This window comes from Mesorhizobium sp. M1169, assembly GCF_040318345.1.
Classification (GTDB): Bacteria; Pseudomonadota; Alphaproteobacteria; order Rhizobiales; family Rhizobiaceae; genus Mesorhizobium.
In genome coordinates this window covers 1-12,955 of the sequence record NZ_JAMYME010000014.1, presented here as the reverse complement: position 1 = coordinate 12,955, position 12,955 = coordinate 1, and the positions used below count along the sequence as shown (strand labels likewise).

At 63.6% G+C, this 12,955-nt stretch carries 11 protein-coding genes; 7 read left to right on the top strand and 4 right to left on the bottom strand.

The window, feature by feature from the left end:
• Nucleotides 1-58: 58 nt before the first annotated feature.
• Nucleotides 59-1,099, bottom strand: a complete 1,041-nt coding sequence (locus NKH41_RS16100; protein ID WP_352470335.1) for an ABC transporter substrate-binding protein — start codon at nt 1,097-1,099, stop codon at nt 59-61.
• Nucleotides 1,100-1,246: 147 nt separating this feature from the next.
• On the opposite strand from NKH41_RS16100, the gene NKH41_RS16095 reads away from it, so the two are divergent.
• Nucleotides 1,247-2,296, top strand: a complete 1,050-nt coding sequence (locus NKH41_RS16095; protein ID WP_352768025.1) for a LacI family DNA-binding transcriptional regulator — start codon at nt 1,247-1,249, stop codon at nt 2,294-2,296.
• Nucleotides 2,297-2,308: 12 nt separating this feature from the next.
• Here the strand turns inward: NKH41_RS16095 and NKH41_RS16090 are convergent, their stop codons facing one another.
• Nucleotides 2,309-2,893: a TetR/AcrR family transcriptional regulator gene (locus NKH41_RS16090; RefSeq protein ID WP_352500910.1), complete on the bottom strand. Its 585-nt coding sequence runs from the start codon at nt 2,891-2,893 to the stop codon at nt 2,309-2,311.
• A gap of 105 nt (nt 2,894-2,998) precedes the next feature.
• Here NKH41_RS16090 and NKH41_RS16085 point away from each other — a divergent pair, with 105 nt between their 5' ends.
• The 3 genes from NKH41_RS16085 to NKH41_RS16075 all read left to right on the top strand — a co-directional run bounded on the left by NKH41_RS16085 (nt 2,999) and on the right by NKH41_RS16075 (nt 5,855).
• The gene (locus tag NKH41_RS16085) at nt 2,999-3,814 is read left to right on the top strand and encodes an oxidoreductase (protein ID WP_352451958.1); all 816 of its coding nucleotides are present in this window, start codon (nt 2,999-3,001) and stop codon (nt 3,812-3,814) included.
• 86 nt (nt 3,815-3,900) lie between these two features.
• A complete protein-coding gene (locus NKH41_RS16080) occupies nt 3,901-4,848 on the top strand; it encodes an alpha/beta fold hydrolase (RefSeq protein ID WP_352768029.1) in 948 nt (315 codons plus the stop codon).
• Between the two features lie 5 nt (nt 4,849-4,853).
• Entirely contained in the window at nt 4,854-5,855 is a 1,002-nt protein-coding gene (locus NKH41_RS16075) for an NADP-dependent oxidoreductase (RefSeq protein WP_352768031.1), read from the top strand.
• Here the strand turns inward: NKH41_RS16075 and NKH41_RS16070 are convergent.
• Nucleotides 5,848-6,777 carry a sugar kinase gene (locus NKH41_RS16070; protein WP_352747779.1) on the bottom strand — a complete coding sequence of 310 codons (930 nt, stop codon included), beginning with the start codon at nt 6,775-6,777 and terminating at the stop codon, nt 5,848-5,850. The genes NKH41_RS16075 and NKH41_RS16070 overlap by 8 nt on opposite strands.
• A gap of 157 nt (nt 6,778-6,934) precedes the next feature.
• Between NKH41_RS16070 and NKH41_RS16065 the strand changes: the two genes are divergently transcribed.
• A complete protein-coding gene (locus tag NKH41_RS16065; protein WP_352768059.1) occupies nt 6,935-7,381 on the top strand; it encodes a FixH family protein in 447 nt (148 codons plus the stop codon).
• 7 nt (nt 7,382-7,388) lie between these two features.
• Nucleotides 7,389-8,588 (top strand): cytochrome-c peroxidase, encoded by a 1,200-nt coding sequence (locus NKH41_RS16060; RefSeq protein ID WP_352768037.1) that lies wholly within the window; start codon nt 7,389-7,391, stop codon nt 8,586-8,588.
• A 24-nt stretch (nt 8,589-8,612) separates the two neighbouring features.
• On the opposite strand, the gene NKH41_RS16055 is transcribed toward NKH41_RS16060, so the two are convergent.
• Complete coding sequence (locus NKH41_RS16055; protein WP_023676441.1) at nt 8,613-9,065, bottom strand: Lrp/AsnC family transcriptional regulator; 453 nt, start codon at nt 9,063-9,065, stop codon at nt 8,613-8,615.
• A 162-nt stretch (nt 9,066-9,227) separates the two neighbouring features.
• Here NKH41_RS16055 and putA point away from each other — a divergent pair, with 162 nt between their 5' ends.
• Nucleotides 9,228-12,839, top strand: coding sequence for a bifunctional proline dehydrogenase/L-glutamate gamma-semialdehyde dehydrogenase PutA (gene putA / locus NKH41_RS16050; RefSeq protein ID WP_352768039.1), 3,612 nt, complete (start codon nt 9,228-9,230; stop codon nt 12,837-12,839).
• Nucleotides 12,840-12,955: the final 116 nt, after the last annotated feature.

Sequence of the window (12,955 nt, the reverse complement as noted above, 5' to 3'; positions counted from 1 at the left end):
CATGCATGTCGTTGTCGCGCGCTGCACATTTTTGCGCGACATGCGTCAGAGCTGAGAGTCAGCGAGCCATCATTTCATCGAAGGCTCTTTGGGCAGCCTCGCCATTCTTGACCCACCATTCTGAATTGGAAAACACCGAAGTGCCAGCATTTTCAGGCGCGGTCGCAAGGGTCTTCAGACGGTCCTCGGGAATAAGGCCACCCTCATATGCCGCAGGATTGACTGGGCCGTAGGCAATGAAATCGGTCAGCTTGGCAACCCGCGCGGGCTGCGTCATCGCTGCGATGAGCTTCATCGCGGCTTCCTTGTTCGGCGCTCCCTTCGGCACCCCAAGACAGTCCGTGCCGATGACCGAACCCTTGAACGTGTAGTCAGCCGCGCCGCCATCTGCTTTCACGGTTTGGGCGCGTCCGTTCCAGGTAATGACCAAATCCGCCTCACCGTCTTTCAGCAACTGCGCGGACTGGGCGCCCGAGGTCCACCACACGGCGACATCTGGTTTGATCGCTTCAAGCCGCTTGATGGCGCGCTCTAGCCCTTCCGGGGTGCTGAGCACGGAATAGACGTCCGCCGGTGCCACGCCATCGGAGAGAAGCGCGATCTCGATCGAGTCTTGCGCATTGGCGCGCAACGCGCGACGGCCAGAAAATTTGGCAACATCCCAGAATTCCGCCCACGTCTTCGGCGGGTTCTCGCCATAGGTCTTGGTGTTCCACGACATGACGGTGCCATAGGAGTCAAACGGATAGCAGTAGTCGGACTTCGCACCCTCCGGCACGGATTTCGGATCGATGATCTTGTAGTCGAGTGGCTCCAGCAGCGATTGTGCGGCCGCCTGGGCACCTTCCGGTGAGCCCAGGTGAATGACGTCGGTCGTGACCGCACCCGAGGTGACCTGCATCTTCAAGGCGGCCAGGCCGTCGCTTAGGGTCTCCTCGCGGACATCATAGCCAAGCTCTTTTGCAGCAGGGGCCCACATGGCCTCCTTCATGGCGTTGCCATAGTCGCCACCCGCGGTCGTGATTGTGACCGTCTGCGCATGAACGGGCAGGGCAGCCGAGATTGCGAATGCTGTTAAGGAAATGCGTAGCCAGGACATAGGTTCTCCTCCCCAACTTTTATGGAATATCGTTTGAAAGAGCCATTATTTTGTAATCGTAACGTTACGATTGCATCTGAATGCGCCGGAGTCAAGCTGCTTCCTGCGGGAGTTTGGATTGACCGGGATGTCGAATTCGGTAACGTTATGGCGGTCAGCAAATCAGCCGGCGCTTTCGCAAATGAAGTCGGGCGAACAATGGCCAATCTAAAGCAGATCGCCGCTGAACTTTCCCTGTCGGTGACCACGGTATCCCGCGCTCTGAAGGATGGGCCGGAGGTGCAGCCCTCGACCATAGCCCGCGTCAAGGAGGCGGCCAAGCGGGTCGGCTATCTACCAAATCATCATGGTCGCGCGCTCAAAACCGGTCGAACGCAGACGCTGACGGCAGTACTCCCGATGGAAACACGAGACCATCTGTCCGATCTATTAAAGCTTCCTTTAATCGAAGGCATGACGCTGGCGGCGCGGCAAGCCGGTTATAGTCTGTCCATCTATTCCACCACTCCCGACGACGATCCCGTTGAGAGTGTGCAGCGGCAGCTTCAGGCGCACAGCGCAGACGGCCTGGTCATCACGCGCCTGGTGTCGGCTGATCCGCGCGTCAAGCTGCTGCTGGATAAACGCATGCCGTTCGTCGCGTTTGGAAGAACCGACCTGGATATCGCGTATCCTTACGTCGATGTCGACAATGAACAGATTGCCTATGAGGCGACCCGGCGGCTCATGGATAAGGGCTGTCGACGCATTGCGCTGCAACTTCTCGTTCCGGAGGACCAGGCGAGTGCCACGCGTCTTTCCGGGTATGGAAGGGCAATGGCCGAGGCTGGTATTCCGATCGACCAGTCGTTGCTCGGTCATGGCATGTTCACCATGGAATCGAGCGCAGGCTGGTTCGATCGCTTGCTGGCGTCATCAGATCCGCCAACGGGCTTGGCGTGCGCCAACGAACTGGGCCTTCTGGGAGCGTTGCACGCTCTCGGCAAGTGGGGTCTCACACCAGGCCGCGACGTCCACATCGTCACCCGTGACAGCACGCGGCTGGCACGCTTCCTGCCGGCAAAGATCGGAGTTCATTCCGTGGATATGGCGGGTGTTGGACGCAAACTTATCGAAGTCCTGGAGAGCCGGATCATCAATCCGCTCGGGCCGGTGGAGACAGTCTTGGTGCAAGGCAGATTCGAGCCGGCCGAATAATCCGGGCTGCCCTCAGGAGGCCGCCTCGTCTTGAACCGGCCGGATCAGCGCCTTTGCGGCAGCTGCTCCCGCCGCTAGGATACGATCCGATAATTCCGTTCCTTCCACGGCGCGCGCGAGTTGAAGCGCGCCGATGAGCGTTGCAAACATGCCCAACGCAGCGCCCTCGGGATCGTTCGTCTGCGGCAGAGCTTCAGCTATCTGGCGCACCAGGGATTGAGCGCGCTCGGCATAGAGGGCTCGCGTTTCAGGCGGCTGCCGCGCAATTTCCGGCAACAACGCGGCAGATGCGCAACCCTTTCCAGGATTGTCCCGGTGCTCGGCCGATAGATACGTCTCTATGGCCATTTCCGGACCGCCGGCGGCCAATGCTTCCTGCACTTCATGCGACTGCGCGTCCAAGGCCGCCGCCACGCTTTCACGGACGAGCTCCGCCTTCGACTGGAAGTGCGGATAGAAGGCGCCGTTCGTCAGCCCGGCGTCGCTCATGATGGTTGCCAGCCCGGACGCCGCGATGCCGTCAGATCGAAAACGTTCGGCGGCGACCTCCATGATCCGGCTGCGTGACGCGTCTTTTCGGCCCTTTTCGTAGCGCATGGTCTCTCTTTCCTGTCCTGCTATTGCATTATGCTCATAATCTGATATTACGATCATAATTCAACTCGTGGAAATAAGCTAGACCTCTCGAACCTGGAACATCAAATGAATGGGAATTCTGAAAAGACCGCAATCGTGACCGGAGCCTCCTCCGGCATCGGCCGCGCCAGCGCCGAGGCCTTGGCGCGGGCGGGTTTCACTGTCTTCGGGACAAGTCGCCGCAAGACCAGTAATGGTCCGGGCGGAGTGACCATGCTGGCATGCGACGTGACCGATGATGCGGCCGTCAATGCGCTCGTTGCCACCGTGCTCGCGCAGACCGGCCGGATCGACCTCCTGGTCAACAATGCCGGTGTCGGTCTGCTAGGAGGCGCCGAGGAATCCTCGGTCGCCCAGGTACAAGCCCTGTTCGACGTCAATCTGTTCGGCGTCATGCGAATGACCAATGCGGTGTTGCCGTCGATGCGGCGGCGCGGCGAAGGGCGCATCATCAATATCGGCTCCATTCTGGGACTGGTACCCGCGCCATACTCAGCTCATTACTCGGCGGTCAAGCACGCGCTCGAAGGCTATTCGGAATCGCTCGACCACGAGGTGCGCGCCTTCAACGTCCGCGTTTCCGTCATCGAGCCGGCATTCGTTCGCACCGTCTTCGACCAGAACGGCATCGAGCCGGATTCGCTGTTGAAGGAATACGATCGGGCTCGAGCCGGGCTCAAGGCGCTGCTGGGCGATGTGATGCCCAAAGCCGATCGGCCGGAAGTGGTGGCGGATGTGGTTGTCAAGGCAGCGACCGATGCCCGCCCGCGACGGCGCTATACCGCTGGCAACGCAGCGCGCCAGGTCAGCCTGCTGCGCCGCTTTGCCCCCGCGGGGATTTTCGACAAGAGCCTGCGCAAGCAGTTCCGCTTGCCGGTCTGAACAACGGCGAGGCAGAGGATTTCACGCACATGCGACTAGCAACTACGACACATTTGGCCAGGCCCTACGAAACGGAGGCGCCAAGCATGACACATAGATCCAATCGGTCGCCGCGTTCACCGGCGTTGTTCCAGGACGCGCCAACGCGCTCCGTCGATGTCGGCGGCATAGCTTTTGCGTACAGGGAACTCGGGCCCAGGACGGGCGTGCCAGTGATCCTGCTCAACCATCTGGCTGCTCAGCTGGACAATTTTGATCCGCGCATCGTCGATGGCCTCGCTGCGACCCGGCGGGTAATTGCCTTCGACAATCGCGGCATCGGTGCTTCGGGTGGCAAAACTCCGTCGACCATTTCCGGCATGGCGCGGGATGCGGTCGCCTTTGTCCGGGCGCTGGGGTTCGAAGAAGTCGATCTCTTCGGCTTTTCACTCGGCGGCTTCGTGGCGCAAGAGATTGTGCTGACCGAGCCCAAGCTTGTGCGCAAACTCATCCTGGCTGGCACGGGGCCGGCCGGTGGGCAAGGCATCGACAAGGTAACGCCGCTGACGATCGTGGACATGATCAAGGGCGCGCTGACTTTTCGGGATCCGAAGTACTATCTCTTCTTCACAAGAACGCCGAATGGGCGCCGCGCCGCAAACGCATTTCTGGAACGGCTGAAGGAGCGCCGGAACAACCGGGACAAGGCGATATCGCTGAGCGCGTTCGGCGCGCAACTCAAGGCGATCAAGGCCTACGGACTCCAGGCGCCACAAGACCTGAGCACCATCCGCATTCCCACTTTGGTTGCGAATGGCGACCAGGACAGGATGGTGCCGAGCAGCAATACCTATGATCTCGCCGGGCGTATCCCGGGGGCGCATCTGGTCATCTATCCGGATGCCGGGCATGGCGGGATATTTCAGAACCACGCCGATTTTGTCCCGAAGGCCCTGTCCTTCCTCGAGGCTGAGGCCTTGCCGCAAGGCGGCTATGCAGCTGAAAACGTTCGGCTTGTTTCGTCCCGAACAGCAACAGGCATTCTTAGAAAGTAACTGCCATGAAGGCATTCGTTGTCGATAAGTATAACAAGAAGGCTATTCTGCGGCTGGCCGAAATGCCGGAGCCGGAGCTCCAGGACAGCGATGTCTTGGTCGAGGTCCATGCCGCAGGGGTGAACCTGCTCGATTCCAAGGTCAAAACCGGAGAATTCAAGCTCATCTTGCCCTACCGCCGGCCCTTCATCCTGGGCCACGACGTGGCTGGGAAGGTTATCCGCGTGGGATCGAAAGTCAGCAAGTTCAAGGTCGGCGACGAGATCTATGCGCGGCCGCGCGATGGCCGGATTGGGACATTCGCCGAATTCATTGCCGTGAATGAGGCCGACGTAGCCTTGAAGCCCGAGAATCTCAGTATGGAAGAGGCGGCGTCGATTCCCCTGGTCGGTCTCACCGCCTGGCAGACGCTCATCGAACGGGCAAACCTGAAGAAGGGACAGAAGGTCTTCATTCAGGCTGGTTCCGGCGGCGTCGGGACATTTGCTATTCAGTTGGCCAAGCACCTCGGCGCGACCGTTGCGACAACAGCGAGCGCGGCGAGTGCCGATCTGGTCAAAAGTCTCGGCGCCGATGTTGTCGTCGACTACAGGAAAGACGACTTCGAGAAAGTTCTGTCGGGCTACGATGTCGTCTTGAACAGCCAGGACGCCAAGACACTGGAAGAATCCCTGAGCGTGCTGAAACCGGGTGGCAAGCTCATCTCCATCTCCGGTCCACCGGATGCCGAATTTGCCAGGGAAAAGGGACTGAACTTGATGCTGAGGCTGGTGCTCAGCTTCCTGAGTCGCGGAATTCGGGCCAAAGCCAAGCGCCGCGGCGTGCAGTTTTCGTTCCTTTTCATGTGGGCGCAGGGCGATCAACTGAGCAAAATCACCGCTCTCATCGAAGCTGGCGCGATCCGCCCGGTTGTGGATCGGGTCTTTCCATTCGAGGCGACCAATGACGCCCTGGCCTATGTCGAAACAGGACGCGCCAAGGGCAAGGTCGTCATCAAGGTCAGATAGCAGTTGCCTCGAACGCAGCCTTGAGCGTCTCGAACGGCGCCAGGGCGCCGCGCACCTGCACGACGGCGGCGGCGACGCGATGGGCGCGCAGCACCGCCTCTGCCGGGGCATGGCTGGCAAGGCGAGCGGCGAGGTAGGCGCCGTTGAAGGAGTCGCCGGCGCCGGTGGTGTCGACCGGGGTGGCGACGTGTACCGCCGGCACCGATTGCGAGGTTCCGTTTTGCGCGATCAGCGCCGGTTCCTCGCCGTTCTTGACGACGACTTCGCCGACCAGCTTTCGCAGCCGTTCAGCTGTTTTCTGCGGTGTTGTATCACCAAACAGCATCTGCTCGTCGGGAAAGGTCGGTAGCGCGATGTCGGCGACGGCGAGCGCCTCGAGGATCGCGGCCTGCGCTTCCTCGCTTTGGCGCCACAGCCTCGGCCGGTAATTGGGGTCGAAGGCAATCAGCGAGCCGGCCGCGCGCGCCTTGGCCACGGCCGTCAGCAGTACCTTGCGTGGAGCCTCGTCGAGGATTGCCAAAGTTATACCGGAAAAATAGACAAGCGCTTGGTTTTCAAGGCTTTTCTGCAATGCGGCTGGGTCCGAAGCCAACTGCCTTGCGGCCGCATCGGCCCGCCAATAGGTGAAAGAACGTTCGGCGCCGGTCAGCGTGATCGCATAGAGGCCGGGGCGGGCGCCCGCTATCACCGGGCTGGCGCCGATGCCGATGCCGTTCTCGGCCAGGAACTTGATCTGGTCGCGTGAGAACGGGTCGTCGCCGAACGCCGACACATAGGTCGCCGGCCGCTCGCCGCTCAAAGCATGCAGCGCCCACAAAGTGTTGAACGTGTCGCCGGCAAAGCCCATGCGCCAGTTCGGCCCGGCCTGGCCCGAAAGCTCGAGCATGCACTCGCCGATCGAGGCGATGCCGATTCCTGCCATGAAGCACTCCTCCATCCTGCAATTGCGGTGCTGTAGCTTTTTGCTGCCGGCAGCGCCATGCTTGGCGACGGCGGATTCTTGCACTGGGCGCGATTTCCCACAGGGGCGTGGGACGCGATCTGCCCAGCGAAACGTTATCCGCAGAACAGGAATGGGTTTGGCATCGTTATGGCGTTATCTTCTTGGAGGCCTCGGCTTGGCTGCCTTGCTCGCTGGCGTGCTGGCAATCGTCTATCTGACGGCGCTGCATGCACCGCAACCAAGCTCGGACGTCGGCCGTTCCAAGACGACGGCGAACAAGCTGTTCGCGGCGACTTTCGAGCCCGAGAAAGGCGTCATCCGGCAGGGCGAACTGGAATCCTGGCTGCTGACGCTGAAAACCGTCGAAGGTGCGCCGGTGGAAGGTGCTGCGATAACGATTTCCGGCGGCATGCCGCAGCACAAGCACGGTCTGCCGACCAGCCCGCAGGCGACCGATTACCTCGGCGCGGGGCGCTATCGCATCGACGGCGTGAAATTCACGATGAGCGGGTGGTGGCAATTGCATTTTGCCATTTCCGCCGCGGCCGGTTCGGACACTGTCGTTTTCAACGTGGTGCTGTGAGCCATAGATGAGCCGGTTTTCCAGTCTTCTCGCGTTGGTGATGGTGGCGGTGCTCGCCGGCTGCGGCAGACCGGAGTTTTCCGACGCCGAGAAGCAGACCATCGCCTCATTGGCGCTGTCCAGGCTGCCGCAGCTGAAGCCCGATACCACCAATCGCTTTGCCGACGTGCCGGCCGCCGCGGCACTCGGCTCGACGCTGTTCTTCGACACCGGGATGAGCGGCGACGGCACGGTATCGTGCTCGACGTGCCACAAGATCGACCGCCAATTCCAGGACGACTTGCCGCAAGCGGTCGCCGTCGGCCGCACCAACCGTCGTACCATGCCGTTGGCCGGCGTCGCGCATGATTCCTGGTTCTTCTGGGACGGGCGGCGCGACAGCCTGTGGGCGCAAGCGCTGACACCGCTCGAAAATCCGCTGGAGCAGGCCGGCAACCGCGCCGCCTTCGCGCATTACATCAAGGCCCGCTTCGGCGAGCGCTACGAGCGCATCTTCGGGCCGCTGCCGGACCTTTCGGGCGTGCCGGCCAATGCCGGCCCGCTCGGCACCGATGCCGAGAAGGCGGCCTGGAACGCCATGCCCGCCAGTCAAGCCGAGGAGGTCAACCGCGTCTTTGCCAACATCGGCAAGGCGATCGCCGCCTTCGAGGGCTCGATCGCGCCGCCGCAGACACGCTTCGACCGCTTCGCCATCGACCTGGCTGCGGGCGCCGAGCCGAAAGGCGACGCCGCCTTTTCGCCGGAGGAAATCCTCGGCCTGAAGCTGTTCATCGGCAAGGCCAATTGCGTGACCTGCCACAACGGCCCGCGTTTTACCGACGGCAGCTTCCACAACACCGGCGTGCCGCCGGTCGCGGGCCTGCCGCCGGATCGCGGCCGCGTCGACGCGGTGGCGCAGGTCGAGGCCGATCCGTTCAACTGTTTCGGCGCCTTTCGCGACGGCGATGCCAGCGCCTGCCGCGAGTTGCGCTTCATGGTCAAGACCGGGCCGGAACTCGTCCGCGCCTACAAGACGCCGTCGCTGCGGGGTGCCGCCACCCGGCCGCCCTACATGCACGCCGGGCAGTTTTCCTCCCTCGACGAGGTGGTGGCGCATTATTCGAAGGCACCGGCAAGCGTCGAGGGCACATCCGAGATCCACCCGCTGCAGCTTTCGGACCGCGAACGCGCGGCGCTGGTGGCGTTTTTGAAGACACTGGCGGAGTGAGGGCGGGACAACAACAGCGCTCTCCTACCGATCCTTCACCGTCTCCATCGCGACAAACGTCGAGGTCTGGGCTACGTGCGGCAGCGCGGAGATGCGCTCGCCGAGCACGCGGCGGTAGGCGGCGATGTCGGTGGTGCGGACCTTCAGCAGATAGTCGAAGCTCGACGCCATCATGTGGCACTGCTCGATCTCCGGCACCGCCTGCACGGCGCGGTTGAAGGCGTCGAGCGCGGCCGAGCGGGTGTCGGACAGTTTCACCTGGACGAAGGCGACATGGCCTTCGCCCATGCGCTCACGGTCGATGATCGCCTGGTAGCCCCTGATGAAGCCGTCCTTCTCCAGCCGTTTGACTCGTGCCTGCACCGGCGTCTTCGACAGGCCGACTTTCGCCGCCAGTTCCGACATGGAAAGCCGGCCATTGCTGCCCAGAGCCGACAGGATGTTCCTGTCGATGCGGTCCAATTGGTCTTCCGTCACTGAATTCCTGGTCGAATAGGAGGTGATCAGCCCTAATGATAGATCGATCGATCTGTTCTGTCGACTTCTTTGGACCGACTGCAATCCCTACTTATGTTAGCTTGCGCCGTTCGGTCCGGTGACCGCCGGCCCGCTCCCTTATGCTCGCTCTACAGGACCGCCATGCCAGCGCTCGACACCATCCGCCAGCAGATCCGTGCCAATTATTTGCCCGACGAAGACCAGGCGGTGAAGCGGCTGGCCGAGGCGGCCGGGCTGTCCGCGCAAGACCGCAAGGCGATTTCGGCGCGTGCCGCCGATCTAGTGCGGGCGGTGCGCGGCTCGTCCGATCCGCGGCTGATGGAGGTCTTCCTGTCCGCCTATGGCCTGTCGACCAAGGAGGGCGTGGCGCTGATGTGCCTGGCCGAGGCGCTGCTGCGGGTGCCAGACACCGAGACGATGGACGACCTTATCGCCGACAAGATCGCGCCGCACGACTGGTCGGCGCATGCGGGCGGCTCGAGCTCGATCTTCATCAATGCGTCGACCTGGGCGCTGATGCTGACCGGCCGCGTGCTCGACGAGGGCGAGGGCGGCATCGAAGGCACGCTGCGCGCCATGGTGCGCCGGCTTGGCGAGCCGGTCATCCGCAAGGCCGTCGCCGCCGCCATGCGCGAAATGGGCGAGCAGTTCGTGCTCGGCCGCACCATTGCCGAGGCGGTCAGGCGCGGCCGACCGATGACGCAGAAGGGCTATCTCTATTCTTTCGACATGCTGGGCGAGGCGGCCCGCACCGAGGCCGACGCGCTGCGCTACCTCAAGGCATATGCCGATGCCATCTCTTCGCTCGATGCCGGCGCCAACGGCCCCGACATCCGCCAGAACCACGGCATCTCGGTAAAACTGTCTGCGCTGCATCCGCGTTATGAAGTGACGCAGAAGGAAAAGATGCTGCCCGTCATGGCCGAGCGGCTGTTGTCGCTGGCGCTGGCGGCGCGCCATTCGCGCATGGGCCTCAACATCGACGCCGAGGAAGCCGACCGCCTCGATTTGTCGCTCGACGTCATCGAGCGGGTGCTGGCCGAACCGGAGCTTGCCGGCTGGAACGGTTTTGGCGTCGTCGTGCAGGCCTATGGCCCGCGCGCGGCCTTCGTCATCGACTGGCTCTACGAGCTGGCGAGGAAATACGACCGCAGCATCATGGTGCGGCTGGTCAAGGGTGCCTATTGGGACACCGAGATCAAGCGGGCGCAGACGCTCGGGCTCGACGGCTATCCGGTTTTTACCCGCAAGGCCAACACCGACGTCTCCTACCTGGCCTGCGCCAAGAAGCTGTTGGCGATGACCGATCGCATCTATCCGCAATTTGCCACCCACAACGCCCACACCGTCGCCGCCATCCTGTCGATGACGACGGAGCGCGATACGTTCGAGTTCCAGCGGCTGCATGGCATGGGCGAGGCGCTGCATGAGACGGTGCGGCGGGCCGAAGGCACGCGCTGCCGCATCTATGCGCCGGTCGGTGCGCATTCCGACCTGCTCGCCTATCTGGTCCGCCGGCTGCTCGAAAACGGCGCCAATTCCTCCTTTGTCCACCAGCTCACCGACGAGGAAGTCGAGCCCGAGGACATTGCCCGCGACCCGCTCGAAACGGTGGAGAAACAAGGTCCCGCCGCCAATCCAGCGATCGTGCCGCCGTCGGCAATCTTCGGTCCAGGCCGGCGCAATTCCAAGGGCTTCGATATCACCGACACGCTGACGCTGGCTGCGATCGACAAGGCCAGGGCCGAGTTCGCCGGGCCGGAGCGCTGGCACGCCAAGCCGGTCAGCCGCGCCGCCGGCTACGGCAAGCAGCGTCCGGTCGTCAATCCGGCAAAACCTTCGGAAGTGGTCGGCACGGTGAGCGAGGCCGGCGCCAAGCAGGTCGAGACCGCGGTACGCATAGCGGTGGAGGCACAACCGGCATGGGCAAGACGCCCGGTCGCCGAGCGCGCTGCCATGCTCAACCGGGCGGCCGATCTCTACGAGGCGAACGCCGTCGAGTTCTTTGCGCTCGCCGCCCGCGAAGCCGGCAAGTCGCTCGCCGACGGCGTTGCCGAGGTGCGCGAGGCGGTCGATTTCCTGCGCTACTATGCGGCCGAGGCCGCCAATGCCGAGGCGGGCACCGAGGCGCGCGGCGCCATCGCCTGCATCTCGCCGTGGAATTTTCCGCTCGCCATCTTCACCGGGCAGATCGCGGCGGCACTCGTCACCGGTAATTCGGTGATCGCCAAGCCGGCCGAACAGACGCCGCTGATCGCCTTCCGCGCTGTCCAGTTGCTGCGCGAGGCCGGCGTGCCGGAGGATGTCATCCAGCTTCTGCCCGGCGACGGCCCCTCGGTCGGCGGCCCGCTGACCGCTGACCCGCGCATTGCCGGCGTCTGCTTCACCGGCTCGACCGAGGTCGCCAAGCTGATCGAAAAGCAGCTCGCCGACACCGCCGCGCCCGACGCCATGCTGATCGCCGAGACCGGCGGCCTGAACGCCATGATTGTCGATTCCACTGCGCTGCCCGAACAGGCGGTGCGCGACATCCTGGCCTCCGCCTTCCAGAGTGCCGGCCAGCGCTGCTCGGCATTGCGCATTCTCTACGTGCAGAAGGACGTCGAGAAGAAGATGCTTGAGATGCTGAAAGGCGCGATGGAAGCGCTCAGCCTCGGCGACCCGTGGCGGATATCGACCGATGTCGGTCCGGTCATCGATGACGAGGCGCAAGCGTCGATCCGTGACTATTGCACCAAAATGGGCCTGCAGGGCCGGCTGATCGCCAAGCTCGAAGCGCCGAAGGACGGCCGCTTCGTTGCGCCGCACGTCTTTCGGGTCAAGGGCATCGAGGAGTTGGAGCGCGAGGTGTTCGGGCCGGTGCTGCATGTCGCCACCTTCGATGCCGACGAGATCGATGCGGTGATCGCTGCGATCAACCGCAAGGGCTATGGCCTGACCTTTGGCCTGCACACCCGCATCGAAGGCCGCGCCCAGCATTTCGTCGACGGCATCCACGCCGGCAACATCTACGTCAACCGCAACCAGATCGGCGCCGTCGTCGGCGCGCAGCCGTTCGGCGGCGAGGGCCTTTCCGGCACCGGGCCGAAGGCCGGCGGGCCACATTATCTCCGGCGCTTCCGCAAGGGGCCGGAAGCCGGCACCCATCTTGCCGAAGGCCGCAAGGTGACGGCGACCGAGCTCGCCGACAATCTGCCGGACCCGGCCTTTGGCGGCTGGTCGACGCGGCCGGATCGCGTCGCCATCCTGAGGAAACATCTGCGCGGCAAGGGTGCCGCGGCTATCGGCACTGCCGCCGGCATCGATTTCGGCCAAGTCGACCTGCCCGGGCCGACCGGCGAGGCCAACACGCTGTCGCTGTCGCCGCGCGGGCGCGTGCTGTGCCTCGGTCCCGACGCGGATACGCTGCTTGCGCAGACGATCCAGGCGCTGGCCGCCGGCAATGCCGTGCTCGCCGTCGCACCCGGCGCGCCGGCAGCGCTGTCGGCGCTGACCGGCAAGGGCCTGCCGCTGGCGGCCATCGACGGCCGGCCGGACCCGGTCGAAGCGCGCTCGCTGCGGGTCGATGTCGTGGCCTTTTCCGGCACGCCCGAGGCCGCGCGCATCGTGCGCAAGGTCATCGCCGAGCGCGCCGGCCCGATCGTGCCGCTGGTCAGCGAAGTCTATTATCCGGCCGCCTACGCCCACGAGCGCGCCGTCTGCGTCGACACCACGGCGGCGGGCGGCAATGCCAGCCTGCTGGCCGCTGCGTAGGTTTCGCCAGGGTTCGCGCATCGCGGGGCAGGATAGTGTGCTGAAGGTTCTGCAAAAAGTTTTGGAGAGAGAACGGCGCTTGCTCTGAGGGGCGAGCGGCCATGGCACGGTGGTGA